Source organism: Blautia sp. MSK20_18 (genome assembly GCF_020553125.1).
Lineage (GTDB): Bacteria > Bacillota > Clostridia > Lachnospirales > Lachnospiraceae > Blautia_A > Blautia_A fusiformis.
Map to the genome: position 1 here is coordinate 156,800 of NZ_JAJCGR010000003.1, position 20,446 is coordinate 177,245.

Genomic DNA, 20,446 nt, shown 5'->3' on the forward strand with positions numbered 1-20,446 from the left:
ATTTTTGGAAGGAAATCATCATACTTATGTTAAATATATCTGCAGAACACAAAAAAGAACACCTTTATCTGGAGGTTTACCACTATTATCGGAAGCTGATCCTGGAAGGCCGTCTCCTTCCCGGAAGCAAAATGCCCTCCCTCCGCAAATGCGCCCAGGAGCTGAAGCTAAGCCGTACCACCATCGAAAATGCCTATCTTCTGCTGGCAGCAGACGGCTATATCATCGCCAGGGCACAGAGCGGCTATTATGTCACCGGCATTGCTTCCAAGCAGCATCTGCTTACCCCCGAAAAACAGGATAAGGATATCACGCCCTGCCTTTATGATTTTGCCTCTTCCGGTGTTGACCGGGAAAGCTTCCGTTTTGATCTGTGGCAGCGTTACATCAAAAGCGCCCTCCGCCAGGGCGACCGTATGCTTTCTTATGGCGAACCCCAGGGCGAAAGCGATTTCCGGGAGGTTCTCGCAGACTATATCCGGGAACGCAGAAATGTGATCTGCTCCCCGGATGACATTGTAGTAGGGGCCGGTCTCCAGCCCCTTCTCCAGATCCTCTGCCCTCTGATCCATGAACGGAAAACCGTTTCGTTCCCCACACCGTCCTTCACCACATGCAGCACCATCTTTCAGGATTACGGCTTTGATGTCCATTACCGGGACAAAAGCTGCGATGTGATCTATGTTTCTCCTGCTCACATGACGAAATGGGGCGAGATCATGCCGGTAAAACGACGCCTGGAGCTGATCCGTCATGCAGAGATCAATGACCATCTGATCATTGAGGATGATTTCGAAAACGAATTTGTTTATTTCCAGAAGCCGACGCCTTCACTTTTCGGTCTTGCAGGTGGTGAAAACGTTGTCTATATCGGTTCCTTTTCCAGGCTGCTGCTGCCCTCCATCCGTGTCAGCTTCATGGTACTGCCACGCTCTCTCCGGGAAAAATATACAAAAAAAGCAGCCTTTTATAATCAGACTGCTTCCAAGGCAGAACAGATCGCACTCTGCCAGTTTATCCGCGACGGGCATCTGGCTTCCCAGACAAGAAAGCTCCGCCGCCTTTATTCCCAGAAGCTGAAGGCTCTTTCCCAGGCTGTCAGGGAAACCTTCGGCCAGGACTGCCAGATCCAAACAGGAGCCGCAGGAACCAGCCTTGCCCTTACTCTCCCCTGTTCTCTCACAGGCAGTGAACTGACAGACAGAGCCCGGAACCATGGTCTGGGACTGGAGGTTCTCAGAGAAAACGGAGCCGAGGTCACCTTGGTCCTCTCCTGCTCCTCCATTCCATCCAAGGATTTTCTGCCTGCCTGTCAGCTTCTGAAGGAGGTTACCGGCTCCTAATCTCTCCGGTTATCGATCATGTAGAGCAGGGCATTTACAATGCACGCAGCGATGTTGCTTCCACCCTTGCGTCCCTTTGCCACAATATAAGGCACATCTGCGTGCATGATCAGCTCCTTGGACTGCACAACATTCACAAAGCCTACCGGCACACCGATGATCAGCTCAGGAGAAAGCTTTCCGTTCTCAATAAGCTCATAAAGACGTACCAGTGCGGTAGGTGCGTTTCCAATGGCAAAGATCAGCTTTTTATCCATCTCTGCTGCCTTGTCCATGCTGGCTGTGGCTCTGGTAGTCCCGTTCTTTTTTGCAAGGGCTGCCACATCCTCATCGGACATGAAGCAGTAAGCCTCACCGCCGTAGCGGGCAAGTGCACGCTTGTTGATCCCAGCCTTTGCCATCTGGGTATCTGTGACGATGCAGGCGCCATTGCGGATGGCGTCCATGGCCATCTCCACTGCCCCCTCCGAGAAGCAGAGATTTTTTGCATAATCAAAATCTGCGCTTGTGTGGATGCAGCGTTTTACGATCAGCTCTGTTCCCGGAATCAGGGGAGTATCCCCCAGCTCTTCTGTGATGATCTCAAAGCTTCTTTTTTCGATCTCCATGGGTTTTACATTTTCAAGCTCAACTTTCATTTCTATTCTTCCTCCGTAATCCCGTTTTCCAGTATCTCATAGATTTTTTTCATATCCAGATGCTTCCGCAGCTCTGCAGCCAGGATATCATACTGCTGTTCCTTAAATGCCGCAAAATCCACGCCTGTCATATTTTCCACATCAATACCTTTTTTCTCGCCGATCACGCGGATGATCGCCTCTGCAGATGCTTCCTTATCGAAAACGCCGTGGATATAGGTTCCGCACACATTTCCCGCAAAAGCACCCTCTTCTTTTTTCTTACCGCTGACGCTGTCTGTGATCTTCGTGGCTGTTCCTGCATTGTCCTTCAGGATGCTTTCGCCCATATGGATCTCATAGCCCTCGATCTCCGCACCGGAAAGAGGAGCAAACACACCGGACAGCTGACCGAAATGCCCCTGCACCCTGGTCCTGGTTTTCTTTTCGGCAAATACCGTTTCCATGGGAAGAAGTCCCATTCCTTTCATGGAACCGCCATTTTCAACGCCATGAGGATCGCTTAAGGTCTCGCCCAGCATCTGATAGCCACCGCAGACACCAAAGATCAGCTTGCCTCTGGAGGCTTCCTTGAGAACCGCTGCCTCCATTCCGCTTTCCCGCATCCATATCAGATCACCCATGGTGTTCTTGGTTCCAGGAAGGATGATCATGTCCGGAGAGTGAAGATCTCTCGGGTGTTTTACATAGCGGAGAGAAACTCCGGGAATGCTCTCAAAAGGATTAAAATCCGTAAAGTTGGAGATCCTTGGTGTACGGACCACTGCGATATCAATGACACCGGCTTCCTGCTTCCGGTCAAAACGCTCCGTCAGGCTGTCCTCATCCTCCACCTGGATATCCAGATAAGGCGCCACCCCCACCACCGGGATCCCGCTTCTTTCCTCAAGCATGACAACACCAGGGTCCAGAATAGTCTTATCTCCGCGGAATTTGTTGATGATCAGCCCCTTTACCATAGCCTTCTCATCGTCCTCCAGAAGCTCCACCGTACCGATCAACTGGGCAAAAACACCTCCACGGTCAATATCTCCCACAAGAAGGACCGGTGCCTTGGCCATCTTTGCCATACCCATATTTACAATATCCTCATCCTTGAGATTGATCTCGGCAGGACTTCCCGCACCTTCGATGACAATGATATCGTTTTCCGCTGCAAGAGCGTTGTACGCCTTCATCACATCCGGGACCAGGGTCTTCTTATATTTGAAATAATCCCTGGCACTCATGGTTCCAAGAACCTCTCCGTTTACGATCACCTGGGATCCTACATCATTGGTAGGCTTCAGAAGGATCGGATTCATCAGGACAGACGGCCGGATCCCGGCTGCCTCTGCCTGCATGACCTGGGCCCGTCCCATCTCAAGACCATCCTCTGTGATAAAGGAATTCAGCGCCATATTTTGTGATTTAAAAGGAGCCACACGATATCCATCCTGCTTAAAGATCCTGCAAAGTCCCGCAGCCAGCAGGCTTTTTCCGGCATTGGACATGGTTCCCTGTACCATTATTGCTTTTGCCATAATATACCTCCCTCAAGTACTTCGATCAGTTTTACATTTTCTTCATGGCGCTTTACCGCGATCCGATAATACCCCTTTGTAAGTCCCGGATAATTGCTGCAGTCACGGATCAGGATCCGCTTGCGCAGACAGAAGTCAAAGAGCTCCTCCGGTCCTTTAAAGAAAATATAATTTGCTTCCGACGGAAATACTTTATACCCAATGCGGACCAGCTCATCCTTCAGCCACTGTGCCTCCCGAAAAACAAGCTGTCTTCCCTCCTCTACATATTCCGTCTCTGTAAGTGCCTGGAGCCCGGCTGCCTGGGCCATGGTGGAAACATTCCATGGCTGAACGCAGAGCTCCATCCTTTCCATCAGCTTTCTGTCAGAACAGAGGCCATAGCCCAGCCGCACACCGGCCATGGCATATCTTTTTGTAAATGCTTTCAGGATAAAAAGATTATTGAACCCGGAAAGAGAACGCTTCAGAGAATACTCTTCCGGTTCCTTTACAAAATCAAGGAAACATTCATCTACCACCAGCAGGATATCCAGCTTTCTGCATTTTTCCAGGATCCTTTTCAGAAGCCTGTGGGGGATCAGCATGCCGGTAGGATTGTTGGGGTTACATAAGAAAGCCATATCCAGTCCCTTATGGAGGATATCCAGATATGCTTCACTGAGCACAAAACCGTCATTTTCCGTCAGCATGTAATATTCCAGCTCACAGCCAGTGCTGGCCAGAGCCTGTCCGTATTCCGCAAAAGTAGGCGCCGGGATCAGAGCCCGCTTTGGCTTTACTGCATGACAGAGCGTAAAGATCACTTCTGCTGCTCCGTTACCGCATATTACCTCTTCCGCTTTTACCCCTTCCGATTCTGCGATCCTTTCCCTGAGAACGCCGCATCCCACCTGGGGATACTGTGCAATATGATCCAGACTGTGGATAATGGCCTGCTTCACACTTTCCGGTGTTCCCAAAGGATTCAGATTTGCCGAAAAATCCAGGCAGTCTTTATGTTTATATACGTCTCCTCCATGTATGTGTTTTGTCATTGGTCATTCTCCTGTCTGTATTTATTGTTACCTTAATAACCCGAACCGGATCCCCGCACTGAGCAGTCCAAATACAACCACACCCAGTATGGATGCCGCGTACATCAGCCGGTTAGCCCTTTTGATATCTTCCGGCTCCACCGGGCGGATCGGATCCCCGATCGTGGGTTTTTCATATAATTTCCCGAAATAATATGCATTTCCCGCAAGCTGTACATCCAGCGCTCCGGCCATGGCAGCCTCTGTCTGAGCAGAGTTGGGGCTTGCATGATTTCTCCGGTCACGTTTGTAGATCTTTGCCGCATTTTTTGTATCCATTCCTGTAAAAACAGTTCCTGCCACCATCAGCCATCCAGAAATCCTGGCAGGGATATAATTGGCCACATCATCCAGCTTTGCCGCAATACGGCCGAAATAAAGATATTTGTCATTTTTATATCCAAGCATGGAATCCATGGTATTGATACCCTTGTACAAAAACATCAGCGGCACCCCGCCGATAGCCATATAAAGCATGGGGGCGATCACGCCGTCGGATGCATTTTCCGCAACGGTTTCCACAGCAGCCTTTGTCACGCCAGTTTCCGTAAGCTCTCTGGTATCACGGCCTACGATCATGGACACCGCATAGCGTGCCTCGTCCAGAGTTCCGTTTTTCAGCCGGTCATAAACCTTCATACTCTCATCCTTCAGGGAACGGGTGGCAAGAAGCTGATAGCACCAGAAAACCTCCAGCACAAATCCGGCCACCGGCAGATACCGGTAAAGATAATAAAGCACCAGAAGCGGCACCCCGCCGCTGAACAGACAGACAAGCACTACGATCAGAAAGCCTCCTGTCAGCTCACCGCCGTGATTTTTCGGAAAAATCTTCCGGATCACCTTTTCCAGCACTGCAATCAGATTGCCGATGACGCAGATCGGATGATAAAGCCATCTGGGATCTCCGATCAGAAGATCCAGCACAAATCCTATGACCAGTGCAGGAAGACTATATTTCAGCATCTTTTTTCTGCCTCCGTTCTTTCTTATATTCCAATGCGTTCTTCAGAAAGCGTGCCGGAACCCTGGGATTTCCGTAATAATAAAGATGCGGAAATCCTGCCATCAGCCTGCCCCGGTCATGGATACAATCCCATCCTCTTTTAGATGCCGGCTTTGCCGCATGAAAATCCTCTCCGCAATCTGTGGAATCAAAATAATGAAATTCATGAGCCGGGATCTCACCAAGTCCGGAATCCTGTTTTTCCGTAAGGGTGATATAGCCGAACCGGTTCAGCTTCGGTGTCCGGTAAGCCCTTCCAGGGATCACCCCGCAGACTCTGCGCTGCTTTCCTTCCATATCCTCCATCTCCTGATGAAGATACATGAATCCGCCACATTCTGCCAGACAAGGCATTCCATCCAGGATAACTTCCCGGATCCGGGTGCACATTTCCTGATTTTCTTCCAGCGCCTCCCCGTTTAATTCCGGGTAACCGCCGCTTAAAAGAAGCCCGTCCAGATCCTCCGGAAGCTCTCTGTCATGAATGGGTGAAAAACGTACCAGCTCCGCTCCCATCTGCTCCAGAAGATTTAAATTATCCGCATAGAAAAAGCAGAAGGCTTCATCATCCGCCACACCGATCCGCACCTTTTCCTCTGTACGATATCCGAAGGCAGTATCCTTCTGTATCAGCATTTCCATCTCCGGTGCCGCAAGCTCCGGTGCTTCCCCTGCAAGCTCCAGGATCCCATCGATATCCAGGGTTTTCTCCAGTACCTCGGAAAGCTTCTGCAGACGGCTTTTCAGCTCCGGGATCTCCTCCGGAAGCACCAGCCCCAGATGACGGCTTTCGATCACACAGTCCTCCACCTTCGGAACATATCCCAGCACCTTTACGGAAAGCTCCTCTTCCAGAAGCTTCTTCATTCTGGGATACAGCATGGGAGACATCTTGTTAAAGATCACGCCGCAGATATGACTGTCCTTTTTGTATTCCAGAAAGCCCTTTACATAGGCAGCCAGGGAAACACTCATGCCACGGCTGTTTACGATCAGGATCACCGGTGTATCTGTGGTGGAGGCCAGATCATAGGCGCTGGCTCTGGAGGTGATCCCTCCTACACCGTCATAATACCCCATGACTCCCTCCATCACTGCGATCTCACAGTCCGATGCGTTCTTTGCCAGAAGATACCGGGTTCTGTCTCCATCTGTAAAAAACGTATCCAGGTTTCGGGATCTTGTACCGATCACACGGCTGTGGAACATAGGATCTATGTAATCCGGGCCGCATTTAAAAGAAGCCACCTTAAGGCCACGGTTCACCAGCACCTGAAGCAGCCCGCAGGTGATCAGGGTTTTTCCGCTTCCGCTGGCACCTGCCGCAAGAAGTATTCTCGGGATCTTCACCTAAATCTCCTCCCCTCTTCCGCTGCAGGAAATGATATAGATCGGATTCTCACCCATCATCATATGATACCTTCCGATAGATTTGGATCTTGCCGCAGACAGCTGTACGATATCCACATCCGTCAGGCTGAAATCTCGTATGGCATTCATGGCTTCCGTCACAGTCTCCAGCGTGATGCAGTTGATCACGATCCGTACTCCCGGATTTTTGTCCAGAAGAAGCCGGATGATCTCATTCATATTTCCGGAAGACCCGCCGATAAAGGCATGTGTCGGAATAGGCAGTTCCACCATCGCTTCCGGTGCAGTACCTGGCACGATCTCCAGATTGTCTGTGGCAAATTTCCGCCTGTTCTCCTTCAGAAGAGCAAGGGCATCTTCCTTTTTCTCGATAGCATAGACCTGCCCCTTCCAGGCACGAAGCGCCATCTCAACAGAAACCGAGCCTGTGCCCGCTCCCACATCATAGCAGACAGAATTTTCCTGAAGACGAAGCTTGGACAGAGAAACCGTACGCACCTCTTCCTTTGTCATAGGCGCCTTCCCACGAAGAAATTCCTCATCACAGATCCCGTGAACTGCGGGCAAAGGTACTGCCTTTTCATTGCACGCAGTTACCACGCTTAACGCATCTCCCCGGTATTCTGTAAGTTCTGCCGCCCTGGCATGAAAGATCTTTTCATTTTCGTAGGAAAGATTTTCGCCCACATAAAGGGTCACATCACCCATTCCATACGCAACCAGACGAGAAGCCAGACGAGCTACCCCATCCTCTGTTCCCAGAATGGAAAAAACCTTGGGGTTATGCCGGATCAGGGAAATCAGATTGCAGTCTCTTCCATGAGCGCTGACGATTCTGGCATCATCCCAGGAAAGACCGATCTTCGCCATAAAATAGACAACGGAAGAAATCCCGCAGATCACCTTGACATCGCCATCCAGAAGATCCATCAGCTTCCTTGCACCGCTGTAGAAGCCCACATCGCCGGAAAGGGCAATGGCTACGGTACGGTACTGTGGATGTGTCTTGATATACTCCACGATCTTATCACTGCGGTACTCATGGAGAACCATCTGCCCCGGCCTCTGTACGGCATCTGTCATACGCTTTGCACCGATCAGAAGCTCCGCCTCATCAAAGGCCTTCTTTCCTTCCAGGGTCAGTGTTTTTTCCGCACCCATGCCGATGCCTACAAGAGAAACCCTCTGTGACAGGGTAAGGCCGAACAGCCTTGCCAGAAATACCCTTGCTTCCGGCAGGGACAGCCCCTCCTCCTGCAATGGTCTTCCGATGATCACAGGTGTGACGCCGCAGCGCTGACAAGCCTCCATCTTTTCCGGGAATCCGCCTGCCAGACCAGTATCCTTGGTGACCAGATAGCTGCACTGAAACTGTCGAAGCATGGCTTCGTTGATCTCTGTAGAAAATGGCCCCTGCATACCGATGAGATGCTTTCCTTCGATCCCCAGCTCCGCGCAGGAGCTGATCACGGAAGGGATGGACAGCACCCGGGCAAAAAGCCTCTCCTGGTAATCCGGGATCACTGTAAATTTAGACAGCTCCTTGCTTCCTGTGGTAAGAAAAATGTTCCCCTCTGTACCGGAAAGAAGCTCTGCCGCCTTCTCCGTGCTTTCCACATAGATGGCTTCTCTGTTCTTCTCCCCCTCCGGGCGAAGGACACGCTGATAGCGAATGCTTCCGTTCTCACAGGCAGTCCGGATATTTTTGGTCACCTCTGCTGCATAGGGATGAGTGGCGTCCAGAACGATCTCCGGCGCTTCCCTTTGGAAAAGCTCCTCCATATCTTCGGTTTTCAGCCTTCCGGCGCTGACATGTAGAAATTCATTTTCCTTCAGAAGGGAGCCGCCATATTCCGTAGCTGCACAGGCATAGACCGGAACATGATTTTCCGCAAGGAACTCACAGAGCGCATAGCCCTCGGTGGTCCCTGCAAAAACAATGGCTTTATACATTCTTATATCCCCTTGGTGTTACCATCTTGCCGTTTACATTCTTAGTCTGTGAATTTCCCACAAATACGGTAGTAAACATATCCACTTCTGTATCACGGAGCTCCTTCAGTGTCATAACCTGTGCAGTCTCGCCGTCACGTGCGATCTGGGCAACCGTGCCGCAGACAGTATCCGGAGACTTGTATTTCATCATCAGATCACAGGCCTTCTGAAGATAATCCTTACGTTTTCTGCTGGACGGATTGTAAAGGCATACCACAAAATCCGCCTGTGCTGCTGCCAGAAGCCTTGCCTCGATCTTCTCCCACGGAGTCAGAAGATCACTTAAGCTGATCAGGCAGAAGTCATGGATCAGCGGTGCCCCCAGCACTGCGGCGCCGCCTGTGGCTGCTGTCACACCCGGGATAATGGTCAGCTCCACATCCGGATAGTTTTCTCCCACCTCATACATCAGACCTGCCATGCCATAGACACCGGCGTCACCACTGCAGATCATGGAAACGGTTTTTCCTTTTTTTGCCTCGTCAAAAGCAAGTACACAGCGGTCTACCTCTTTTTTCATCGGTGTGGTCATGAACTCTTTGCCTGCAAAATACTCCTTTACAAGATCCACATACACCGTGTAACCGATGATCACATCACTTTCATTTAATGCACGGATCGCTCTTCCAGTCATCTGGTCATACGCACCCGGGCCAATTCCTACAACATAAATCTTACTCAAAACGTATCCTCCGATTTCCGGCTGCAAGGGCGGTGGTCACACCGTCCCGGCCTGTTTTTTTTCTGATCAGTGTACCCTGTCCGCAACCCAGAACCGCGCTTCTCTCACAGACATTCTCTACACCTGTTATCTTTTTTACAAATTGTGACGGGGTAAATTCCCCCTGCACTGCCTTCAGCTCTTCCTCTGTAAAGGTCAGAAAGGGAAGCTGCCAGGCTTCTGCCAGAGAAAGAAGTCCCACCTCTTCCTTCTTCAGATCGATACTGGCAATAGCGCTCAGCGCTTCTCTGTAAACATCCGATTCTCTCAGACATTCCTCTGCCGCCTTCCGGATGGAGGCTGCATCCTTTCCCCTGCGGCAGCCCATTCCCAGAACTGCAGAGGGCGGCACCACATGGACTGTATTTTTAAAGGGCAGGCAGCCTCTGTGGATCGTCACCGCAATACCTGTTTCCGGTGCCTCACCGGCTTTCTCACCATTCCCCGGATCCGCTGCAGCTGAGGGCCTTCCGTCTTTTCCGCAAAGCACCAGACCCTCCGGCAGCTCTCCATCCCATGGAAACTCACTGTAAAAGCCAACGCTCTTTCCTGCAAGAAGGGCCGCAGAAGCCTCCTTTGCAGCCTTCATATGAAAAATAGCACAGCCATTCTTTTTTGCAAAAACATCCACTGCAAAACGGCTGTGAAGATCTGTGGCTGTTGTCACAACCGGCACCGCCTTAAGATATCCGGCACAGCGAAGAACCAGCTCATTGGCTCCGCCCAGATGCCCGGAAAGAAGAGCAATGACAAATTTTCCGCATTCATCGATCACCAGCACAGCCGGATCCGTCTTTTTTCCGGCAATGTAAGGTGCGATACTGCGCACTGCGATCCCGCAGGCGCCAATAAAGATCACACCCTCTTTTCCTGCCCGGAACTGTTCCCCTGCCCACTGGGAGGTGGAAACAGAGATCGGATCCGGAAGGTACCGGCTCTTTTTTGCAAGGGTGACACTCTCACCCTCTTTTTCCAGAGCCCTCTGAAGCCTTTCCCCTGTCTCCAGCCCTGTCATACTGAAGCAAATGATGGAAATGTTCATATTTTATTTCGTAGCCTCACGGAACTCTGTGGTAAAGCCCGGATCATACAGCTTGGATCTGTCATAGCTTGCAGCATTGACCGCATCACCTACCAGCATAAGCGCTGTTTTTGTGATCTTGTTCTCTTTTGCTGTCTGCGCCAGAGTACCCACTGTACAGATAAACTTCCTCTCATCGGGCCAGGTTGCCTTGTAGACGATGGCAGCCGGTGTATCCTCACGGTATCCGCCCTCCACCAGTCTGCGGCTCAACTCCTCCAGCATACCTGTACTGAGGAAAATGACCATAGTCGCATTATGAGCGGCAAAGGACTGAATGCTCTCTTTTTCCGGCACTGGTGTCCTTCCTTCCATTCTTGTAATGATCACACTCTGGGAAATATCCGGAAGTGTATACTCCAGGTTCAGTGCAGATGCAGCTCCGCAGAAGGCACTGACACCCGGGCAGGAATCATAGGGGATTCCCTTTTCATCCAGGATATCCATCTGCTCACGGATCGCACCATAGATACATGGATCGCCGGTGTGGAGACGAACGGTCATCTTACCTTCAGCCTCTGCTCTCTCCATAACAGAGATCACTTCCTCAAGGGTCATCTTTGCACTGTTATGGATGGTGCACACATCCTTGGAATACTCCAGAAGCTGGGGATTTACAAGAGATCCCGCATAGATGATCACATCTGCCTCTTCCAGATACTGTTTACCTCTTACTGTAATAAGATCCGATGCTCCCGGACCTGCTCCTACAAAATGTACCATAATCTATTCCTCTCTTCTGTCTTTGTTTTCTTTGATAATGATCAGGGAATAATATCCTGCATCCTCAGGGATCTCCTCCACGGTCCGGTAGATCTTTTCATCCGGCATTCCGCAGTTTTCGATCATCATGGCCTCTGCCCCCTGGGAAAGCAGCTCCGCCTTCACATCCTTCATCTTCTTTCCGGCCTTCATAAGGACCTTGGTACCGGAAAGCTTCAGCGCATCCTCGATCTGATAGGAAGCCGGGATCACATGAAGAGGCTCTGCCTTCTCCACAAGTCCGGTGTTCAGACGGGCGGAAACTGCACAGAAGGATGTGATGCCACAGACGATCTCCGTCTCATAGCCCTGAGCCACAAGTCTGTGATGGATATAGAGATATGTGGAATACACGGTAGGATCTCCCAGTGTGAGAAATACCACATCTTTCCCCTGGTCCAGGACAGCCTTGACTTTATCTGCTCCTGCATCGTGATAGCTCTTCAGCACCTCAGGATCCTTGGACATTGGAAAAGGAACTGCAAGAAGCTCCTTCTTTCCAAGCTCCGGATAAGCCCCCTCCACGATCTTAAACGCTACCGTATCCTCCGGAACCTGTCCCGGAAGTGCGATCACCTCTGCCTCCTTTACAAGACGAAGTGCTTTTAAGGTAAGAAGCTCCGGATCTCCCGGTCCTACACCTACACCATATAATTTACCTGCCATATTTCTTTCCTCCTAACTATATTTTCCAGACAGGATAAAACCTGTCTGTTATTTATATCAAATTTTGTCCCCGGATCAAAAATCTCCATCCGGATCAGGGTTTCACGCATGAAATATCATCCACCCCGACTGCCTGCTCCTGTATCTTATGGATCAGCTCCTCTGCATCCCGGGTCTGCCCCAGCAGTCCGTATACATTGGAAAACACCACAGCACCCAGAAGGATCTGCTCATAGGATCTGTGGTCCAGATAAAACTGAATCTTCTCCATGACCACAGCCATAGTCTCTTTTAGGATACCATAGCTGTCAAGAACAGCCAGCGCCTCATCCGTAGTCCCCGCCTCCAGGATCTCTCTGGCACATTCCAGAGAGCCCCCTGCACGGATGGCACTTGCACAGAGAACCTCCATCCTTCCATCAGCACAGTGGGAATGGGTATTCATGATCCCGGCGGCAACCTTTACAAACTTACCGATATGAGCCACAAAAAGAATGCCCTTTACGCCCATATCAATGGCCATGTCAATGGTCTCTCCTACATAATTGCTGCACTTGATATTGTTCTCAAAGGGAATGGACATATGCTCCCTGAGATAATCCGCACCGTAATTCCCCGGTGTCACCAGGATAAAATCTTCTCCCTGGCAGAAATGCTGCTTCATCTCCACATGGATGCTTTCGATCAGAGCCTTCTCACTCATGGGCTCTACGATCCCGCTGGTTCCAAGTATGGAGATCCCGCCAAGAATGCCAAGACGGGGATTAAAGGTTTTCTTCGCAATCTCCTCCCCCTGAGGGACGGATACGGTAAGCTTCAGACCGCCCTCGTAGTCATATTCCTGGGCCGCCTCTTCGGCTTCCCGCAGGATCATGGCTCTGGGAACCGGATTGATCGCCGCCTCGCCCACGTTCTGGGAAAGTCCCGGCTTGGTGACACGCCCCACACCGATCCCACCGTCCAGGATGATCTGAGGCCGGGATTTCTCTGCTTTCTGCTGCTGCCCGGCCTGTTCTGCCGCTGAGATAGAAAACTTCTCCGCTTTTACATAGACCAGGATCCCGTTGGTGGTATCCGGATCATCCCCTGCATCCTTCTGTACCGCACAGGAGACATAGGTTTCGCCCCGGGTAATATCGTGAAGCTGTAATGTGAGGGTGATCCCCTTTGGGGTATCAAGCTCTACCTCGGAAAGAGTCTCTCCCGAAAGCAGCATCCGGACTGCACCCCTGGCTGCCCCGGCTGCACAGGAGCCTGTTGTGTAGCCATAACGGAGGCGCTTGTTGTTTTTTATGACATACTGGTCTTCCAGTCCATTCTTCATATATACGATGCCCTCCTTTTCAGATTACCTTGTGCTCCAGCCATTTGCGGCTGTGGAAACGCCAGGTAAAAATGATCCCACGGACAGTCCAGTCTGCAAACATTCCGATCCAGACACCCATAGGCCCGAAGCCCAGGACACGGATCAGGAAAACACAGAGACAGAACCTGCACGCCCACATGGTACAGCAGGAGGTGATCATGGAAAACTTCACGTCACCGGCTGCACGAAGACCATACCCCGGCACGAACGCCATTGTCCATACCACAGGCTTTACGATGGTGATCCATGTGATCATGTGGATGCACATTTCCGCACTGGTACTCTCCATTCCGCCAAGGATCGTCACCGGTCTGACCAAAATATACACGATCAGACAGCTTACGATAATAACTGCCTCTGCAATGACGCAGAGTTTTTTTATGTAATAGACCGCCTCATCCTTGCGGCCGGCACCAAGACACTGGCCTACGATGGTCATCAGGCCCACACCTACTCCGATGGCCGCGATACCATTCAGGTTCTCAAGGATATTGGTCATTGCCTGCGCTGCGATGGCTGCTGTTCCCAGTGTGGAAACCGTAGACTGGATGGCAAGCTTTCCAAGCTGAAACATACTGTTCTCAATTCCCGAAGGGATCCCAAGTCCCAGGATACGTCCGATCATGCTCCAGTCCGGACGGATCTTCAGGTAATCTTTCACAATGACAGGCTGACGATCCTTACGCAGCTGCCAGAGAACAACCACTGCACAGAAAATACGGGAAACCAGTGTGGAGATCGCCGCTCCTGCAACACCAAGATGGAAAACCCAGATCAGAACCGCGTTTCCGCCAATGTTCATGATATTGGAGATCATGGAGATGGCCATAGGCCCCTTGGTATTCTCCTGGGCACGAAAGATCGAAGCCGCAGAATCATAAGCCGCAATAAAGGGGAATGACAGTGCCGTGAAAAAGAAATAGGTTTCCGATGCACGCATAACATCCGCATCCACTGCACCGAAGATCAGCCTCAAAAGCGGCTTCTGAAAGATCAGACAGACTGCAGACACCACTACAGAGATCGCTGTGATGATAAAAAGCACCTGCCTGGCAGACATATTCGCCTTCTCATAATTCCTCTGTCCGATATACTGGGCGCAGACAATGGCGCCTCCCGCTGCCAGCGCCGAAAAAGCCTGGATCAGAAGCACATTGATGGAATCCACCAGCGATACCGCCGAAAGAGCCGCAGATCCCACATTGCTGACCATCATGGTATCTGCGGTTCCCATTATCGAATTCAAAATCTGTTCCAGCACTACCGGCACCAGAAGATTACGGATCATCCGGTTGGTAAACATATGCTGCTGTTCCATTGTTACATCCCCCGCCTCACTTATTTATGACCTGACAAAGCAGAAAAAAACGTCTGTATTTTATCAATCACACTTTCTCTGACATTATACCCTTTTCCCGCTCTTTTTCCAATATATTTTCTGTGTTTTTTGTACAAACTGCAAAATGCCGCAGGCGTGAAACCTGCGGCAGTCTTTGTATTTTGTGTTTTTTATGTAGCATCCAGACTTCTTAGAATTCGGATAAATCTTTATATGTATCACCGAAAAAGCGTTTGCATTTGTCAGCAACAATATCCGGATGAATATTTTTCAGCATCCGCTGACCATGAAGTTTCTTGGAATAATAAAGCTTTCTTGAATTCCGGATCTGATCCACATAATCTTTATTTGCTCTGGGAAGCTGTCCGATTTTTTCTTTTACACCACTCTGAACTGCATCAATGATTTCATCACTGATTTTGATATATTTACCATCAAAATAGCCATACTCTTCAATGTTATCTTTATATTCCTTTAGAATCTCATTATCTATATATTCTTTCAGATGATATACAAAAAACTGTCTGGCATCATTTTCTACATCATCTACGATACCTCTATCGCAATACAAATATTTATATCCGTTCTCCCAGTCGGCAATAAACCAGCTCTCCGCCTCCGGTGAAGCATACAACACAAAAACAGGCAATTTCTTCCCCAGTTTATCTTGAATCTTCTCTATGATCTTCCGGTTATATTCTCCAACCTCTTTCTGCGAATATCCGGCAAATCTACCATCAAGATCATCTTCCACCAAAATTGCTCTGCATTGAGAATACTCATCTCTGTGTTTTTCTATAAGCTCATAAACCTTTTCCAGCAATGCCTCACCTGTCCGTCCACTCATTTTATCGTCTATTTTCTTTGGCATTCCCTTTTTCTTTATGGTCTTATTAGGAAGGCACTGTCTATATTCATATCTATCATTAATTTTTTTCAAAAAAAACTGCATAGCTCCCGCTTCTGTATATCCACATGTCAGAAAACACGCTATTACATCTACCATGGCCATCCTCCAAGTGCCGGATCATTCGTCCTGTATAGATCTCCCAGTTCCCAGTCACCAAGGTCCTCCGCTATATCAGCATATGTTATTTTTTTTATTTTTTCTTTATCACGAAATACAAATACTGCAACATTTCCATGTATGAATTCTTCTGTAAATACATCCAAAAAATCCGGTGAATGCGTACTTATAAAACACTGCTTAAAAGTACCCGCCGTCTGAATCCAGTTTCCAACCACCTTCTGCCAGGCAGGATGTAAATTCGTTTCCGGTTCATCAATCGCAAGCAATGCTCGTTCTCTGTTCATCGGCATATTGATCAGCATATTAAGAATGAGTCCCTTTAATGTTCCTTCCGAAACATCGGACAGATCATACTGTTCACCACTGCTATAGAGCATTCTGAAAATCAACTTATCATATGCTGTTGCCGCATCGATCATTTTCAAATTCGGAATAAGTTCTTTCATTCGGTCTTCAAACAAACTTCTCCATAACATATCCTCTGAAGTATAACGATTAAACACATTTGTAAAATTACCGGCATCATAATTCAGAAAATCATCCAGATTTTTGATGGTTACAGGCTCACGCATCTTGCGGGTATTAAACTGAGCACTTGTATATACGCTGAATCCATCAAAGTATTTCTGCAGATCATATAACAGCTGAGCAATATTAACTCTTACCAGCTCACTTCCATAAATACTCTTATTATTCAACAGAATATCTTTAAACTGCATGATGATCGTCTCTTTACTATCTACATCAAATGCCAGTCTTCGATTCTTTTGGCCTTTTCTGATAGCCGTAGAAAAACGCCCTTTTCCGATTTTATCATCATGACACCTGAAATAATTGAACTCATCTGTATATTTAGAAGTTCTTTCCGCTGCATTCAATTCTTCCAAAACAATGTTGCATTTCTCAATGGAATCACCCACATTAAAAGAAAACTGATATCTGACCGGCTGGCCATTTAAATTAATCTCCCAGGAAAAGTTAATTGCTTCTGAATCTGAAACCTGCTTATTCCGCATATGATCCCAGCCATTTCTGGAAATTGTATTTAAAAAAGCTGATTTCAAATTATCCTCTTTTCCAGTTCTTAACATTTCAGAAAAAAAAGTTAATGCCTTTATGAAGTTACTCTTTCCCGAATTATTAGGTCCGATCAGAATATTTATTTTCTCAAACTCAAGATCCTCTGCCTGAATATTTCTAAAATTATGGCAGGAAAATTTATTTATCATTTTTTATATTCATTCCTTTCGCCAGCTTGCTACACTGTCGCTTTCTTTTTTCGTTCCTCTACAGATGTTTTTAATATAGCACAATACAGATAAATTATAAAGAAGAAAAATTCGACATAACAAGCCGCCTTTAAGTAATGGCATCCCATTCATCCCTACACCGCTTCATCGCTCTGTACCTCCGCTGCCGCTCAGCTCCAACACTGATCTTATCTGCCGGTGCTGTGCATGGAAAATACACCCCCTTTTTGTACGGAAGATATGAAGTAACAGAGGACCTGGACAGACCAAGAGCATTTGCAGTTGAAAGGACAGCAGCTTTATGATCCTGTGTTTTTCTGAAATCATCAAAGGTCTCCTGCACCTTCTCCGCCACATCCGATACATACACTCCTGCCGTGATAAGAAGCTTACGAACCTTGATCGGGTTCAGCCCCAGCTCATCTGCAATGGCCTGCAAAGACATCCCGGCATCATAAAGCACAACAGACGAATCCATCAGCTCCTTAAGGATCTTCCCGGCATCATACTCCGGCTTAGATTTCCTGCGGCCACCTCCGGGCCTTCTTGGTTTATACTCTCTTTTCTCACCCATAGATCACAAAACCAGCTCATACATTTTGAAGGTCATCTCGCCGTCATCTGTCAGAACATACAGTTCCTTCTTATCAATACTGTTATGCAGCATTTCATCAGAAGGATGGATACCCTTCTTCCAATGTGGAAACGATGGATCACCCTGCTCCTGATCAATCAGCTCCCAGTACAGAGATTTTATGTTGTCAAAATCATCTTTTACTGCCTTACGAAATATCATTTGCTCCATCTCCCCTTACTCATGCAGCTCCAGCGGCAGTCCGTCAGGGTCATGAAAAAACGTCATCTTCTTGCCGGTAAAATCATCCACACGGATCGGCTCACATTCGATCCCGACCTCCTCCAGCTCTTTCACCGTCTGCTCCACACTCTCCACACAGAAAGCAAGATGGCGCAGACCACAAGCCTCCGGACGGCTCACCCGCTTCGGTGGATTTGGTTCTGCAAAAATCTCCAGCTCCGTGTACTCATCCACACGCAGATCCAGCTTCCAGTCCTTACGCTCCGCACGATAGTTTTCTCTGATGATGGAAAAGCCAAGCTTGTTTACGTAGAAATCCTTTGCGGATTCGTAGTTGGATACGATGATGGCGATGTGGTGTATTTTAGATAAGTTCATTTTTGGGTGCTCCTTTTTAGTTTGTCTTATTTTCGTTATAAACTATATAGCGGTTTTTAAAATATACCGTGTGTGCTTTAGCTCTGAAGGAGCATGTGTTTCACACACGGCATTATTTTTATTTCAGTTTTTCACACATGTTTTAGTATATCATAAATCTGCAAATAAACCAGCCTTATACACGTATTTTTTACTCCACTGTAACACTCTTTGCAAGATTTCTCGGCTTATCGACATCCAGACCCTTTGCAACAGAAACATAATAGCCCAGAAGCTGCAGAGGAATCACTGCCAGACTGCCCACAAAATGCTCATCCACCTTCGGCACATACACAGTGAAGTTCACCTGATCCTCAATCTCGTATTTGCCATATGTAGTCAGCCCCATCAGGTAGGATCCGCGGCTCTTGCACTCTAACATATTGCTTACAGTTTTCTCATACAGTCCGCTCTGAGTCAATACACCAATGACCAGCGTTCCCTGCTCGATCAGACTGATCGTGCCATGTTTCAGCTCACCTGCTGCGTATGCTTCAGAATGGATATAGCTGATTTCCTTCAACTTCAAACTGCCCTCCAGACAAACTGCATAGTCAATACCACGGCCCACAAAGAATACATCATGGGCATTGGCATACTTTGCAGCAAACCACTGGATACGTTCTTTATCTTCCAGGACCTTCTGCATCTTTTCCGGAATAGTCTGCAGCTCAGAGATATAGTAACCATACTGCTCATCTGTGATCTTTCCTCTGACTTTTGCAAACTGAACAGCCAGACAGTACATAGCCACAAGCTGTGCGCTGTATGCCTTGGTCGTAGCAACAGAGATCTCCGGACCAGCAAGTGTGTAGAACACCTTATCTGCTTCACGGGCAATACTGCTGCCAACCACATTGACAATCGTCATCGTGGCGATACCCTTTTCCTTAGCAAGCCGCAACGCTGCCAGTGTATCTGCTGTTTCACCAGACTGGCTGACAACGATCACCAGGGCTTTCTGATTAACTGGCATTTTACGATAGCGGAACTCTGACGCAAGCTCCACACGTACCGGGATATCTGCCATATCCTCCAGTACATATTGAGCAGCCATACCAACATGCCATGCAGAACCACAGGCAACAATATAGATCTGCTCAAAGTTCTTGATCTCATCCTCATTGATCTCCACACTGGACAGATCGATCGCACCATTCCTGATCACGGAATTAAGGGTATCCTGGACAGCCTTCGGCTGCTCGTGGATCTCTTTCATCATGAAATGCTCAAAACCGCCCTTTTCAGCAGCCTCCGCATCCCACTTGATTTCTGTAGTCTGCTTCTCGATCTCGTCACCGTTCAGATCATAAAAATGAGCTTCGCCCGGTGTCAGCTTTGCAAACTCAAGATTCCCGATATAATATACATTTCTAGTATATTTCAGGATTGCCGGGACATCGGAAGCCACATAAGTCTCACCATCTGCAATACCAATGATCATCGGGCTATCCTTACGCGCCACCCAGATCTCGCCCGGATAGTCACGAAACATCAGCTCAAGAGCATAAGAACCTCGAACACGGACCATTGTCTTCGCAATGGCATCAATGGGACCAAGGTTGTACTTTTTATAATAGTAATCAACCAGCTTAACAACCACCTCTGTATCGGTCTGACTATAAAAAGTGTAGCCGTGCTTCAGCAACTTCTCTTTCAATTCTGTGTAATTCTCAATGATGCCGTTATGTACACCAACGACCTCAGACTCCACAGCACCGGAACCTGATTTACTGCAGTTACCAGAAACATGAGGATGTGCATTGATCTGGCTGGGCTCACCATGGGTAGCCCAGCGGGTATGTCCAATACCACAGGCTCCTTTTAACGCTTTGCCTGCATCTGTTTTCTCGACCAGATTCGTCAGACGGCCCTTTGCCTTCACGACCTCTGCCAGCGCCTCTCCATCACGGACAGCCAGTCCAGCTGAGTCATATCCTCTATATTCCAGTTTCGACAGACCGTCCAGCAGGATCGGTGCTGCCGGCTGTTTTCCTGTAAAACCAACGATTCCACACATAGGTTTATCCCTCCCGTTATTTAAA

Annotated in this window: 19 protein-coding genes; 1 reads left to right on the forward strand and 18 read right to left on the reverse strand. The window is 48.6% G+C overall.

What is annotated here, in order from left to right; translation table 11 throughout:
* Positions 1-26 precede the first annotated feature (26 nt).
* A complete protein-coding gene (gene pdxR, locus LI091_RS03300; protein ID WP_022426793.1) occupies positions 27-1,343 on the forward strand; it encodes a MocR-like pyridoxine biosynthesis transcription factor PdxR in 1,317 nt (438 codons plus the stop codon).
* On the opposite strand, the gene LI091_RS03305 is transcribed toward pdxR, so the two are convergent.
* The 18 genes from LI091_RS03305 to glmS all read right to left on the reverse strand — a co-directional run bounded on the left by LI091_RS03305 (position 1,340) and on the right by glmS (position 20,421).
* The gene (locus tag LI091_RS03305) at positions 1,340-1,981 is read right to left on the reverse strand and encodes a precorrin-8X methylmutase (protein ID WP_015524817.1); all 642 of its coding nucleotides are present in this window, start codon (positions 1,979-1,981) and stop codon (positions 1,340-1,342) included. The genes pdxR and LI091_RS03305 overlap by 4 nt on opposite strands.
* Before the next feature lie 2 nt (positions 1,982-1,983).
* Entirely contained in the window at positions 1,984-3,504 is a 1,521-nt protein-coding gene (locus LI091_RS03310; RefSeq protein WP_021650563.1) for a cobyric acid synthase, read from the reverse strand.
* Positions 3,489-4,541: a threonine-phosphate decarboxylase CobD gene (gene cobD / locus LI091_RS03315; RefSeq protein ID WP_110102259.1), complete on the reverse strand. Its 1,053-nt coding sequence runs from the start codon at positions 4,539-4,541 to the stop codon at positions 3,489-3,491. The genes LI091_RS03310 and cobD overlap by 16 nt, the downstream gene beginning before the upstream one ends.
* A 27-nt stretch (positions 4,542-4,568) precedes the next feature.
* Complete coding sequence (gene cbiB / locus LI091_RS03320; RefSeq protein ID WP_015524814.1) at positions 4,569-5,546, reverse strand: adenosylcobinamide-phosphate synthase CbiB; 978 nt, start codon at positions 5,544-5,546, stop codon at positions 4,569-4,571.
* The gene (locus tag LI091_RS03325) at positions 5,533-6,936 is read right to left on the reverse strand and encodes a cobyrinate a,c-diamide synthase (RefSeq protein ID WP_265190793.1); all 1,404 of its coding nucleotides are present in this window, start codon (positions 6,934-6,936) and stop codon (positions 5,533-5,535) included. The genes cbiB and LI091_RS03325 overlap by 14 nt, the downstream gene beginning before the upstream one ends.
* Complete coding sequence (gene cobK, locus LI091_RS03330) at positions 6,937-8,910, reverse strand: precorrin-6A reductase (RefSeq protein WP_265190794.1); 1,974 nt, start codon at positions 8,908-8,910, stop codon at positions 6,937-6,939.
* Positions 8,903-9,634 (reverse strand): precorrin-3B C(17)-methyltransferase, encoded by a 732-nt coding sequence (gene cobJ, locus LI091_RS03335; RefSeq protein WP_021650567.1) that lies wholly within the window; start codon positions 9,632-9,634, stop codon positions 8,903-8,905. Before cobJ ends, cobK begins: the two co-directional genes overlap by 8 nt.
* On the reverse strand, positions 9,627-10,715 hold the full coding sequence (locus LI091_RS03340) for a cobalt-precorrin 5A hydrolase (protein ID WP_265190795.1): 1,089 nt from the start codon (positions 10,713-10,715) through the stop codon (positions 9,627-9,629). The genes cobJ and LI091_RS03340 overlap by 8 nt, the downstream gene beginning before the upstream one ends.
* Before the next feature lie 3 nt (positions 10,716-10,718).
* Positions 10,719-11,477 carry a precorrin-4 C(11)-methyltransferase gene (gene cobM / locus LI091_RS03345; RefSeq protein ID WP_265190796.1) on the reverse strand — a complete coding sequence of 253 codons (759 nt, stop codon included), beginning with the start codon at positions 11,475-11,477 and terminating at the stop codon, positions 10,719-10,721.
* A gap of 3 nt (positions 11,478-11,480) precedes the next feature.
* Positions 11,481-12,182, reverse strand: coding sequence for a precorrin-2 C(20)-methyltransferase (gene cobI, locus LI091_RS03350; protein WP_015524809.1), 702 nt, complete (start codon positions 12,180-12,182; stop codon positions 11,481-11,483).
* Positions 12,183-12,276: 94 nt separating this feature from the next.
* A complete protein-coding gene (gene cbiD, locus LI091_RS03355) occupies positions 12,277-13,506 on the reverse strand; it encodes a cobalt-precorrin-5B (C(1))-methyltransferase CbiD (RefSeq protein WP_265190797.1) in 1,230 nt (409 codons plus the stop codon).
* Positions 13,507-13,525: 19 nt separating this feature from the next.
* Positions 13,526-14,866 carry an MATE family efflux transporter gene (locus LI091_RS03360; RefSeq protein WP_265190798.1) on the reverse strand — a complete coding sequence of 447 codons (1,341 nt, stop codon included), beginning with the start codon at positions 14,864-14,866 and terminating at the stop codon, positions 13,526-13,528.
* Positions 14,867-15,077: 211 nt separating this feature from the next.
* Entirely contained in the window at positions 15,078-15,893 is an 816-nt protein-coding gene (locus LI091_RS03365; RefSeq protein ID WP_265190799.1) for a hypothetical protein, read from the reverse strand.
* A complete protein-coding gene (locus tag LI091_RS03370) occupies positions 15,887-17,146 on the reverse strand; it encodes an AAA family ATPase (RefSeq protein ID WP_118753098.1) in 1,260 nt (419 codons plus the stop codon). Before LI091_RS03370 ends, LI091_RS03365 begins: the two co-directional genes overlap by 7 nt.
* Before the next feature lie 130 nt (positions 17,147-17,276).
* Positions 17,277-17,741 carry a hypothetical protein gene (locus LI091_RS03375; protein WP_265190800.1) on the reverse strand — a complete coding sequence of 155 codons (465 nt, stop codon included), beginning with the start codon at positions 17,739-17,741 and terminating at the stop codon, positions 17,277-17,279.
* A gap of 3 nt (positions 17,742-17,744) precedes the next feature.
* On the reverse strand, positions 17,745-17,963 hold the full coding sequence (locus tag LI091_RS03380; RefSeq protein ID WP_265190801.1) for a hypothetical protein: 219 nt from the start codon (positions 17,961-17,963) through the stop codon (positions 17,745-17,747).
* Between the two features lie 15 nt (positions 17,964-17,978).
* Positions 17,979-18,362, reverse strand: a complete 384-nt coding sequence (gene gloA2 / locus LI091_RS03385) for an SMU1112c/YaeR family gloxylase I-like metalloprotein (protein ID WP_265190802.1) — start codon at positions 18,360-18,362, stop codon at positions 17,979-17,981.
* 190 nt (positions 18,363-18,552) lie between these two features.
* Positions 18,553-20,421, reverse strand: coding sequence for a glutamine--fructose-6-phosphate transaminase (isomerizing) (gene glmS / locus LI091_RS03390; RefSeq protein ID WP_265190803.1), 1,869 nt, complete (start codon positions 20,419-20,421; stop codon positions 18,553-18,555).
* Between the last annotated feature and the right edge of the window lie 25 nt (positions 20,422-20,446).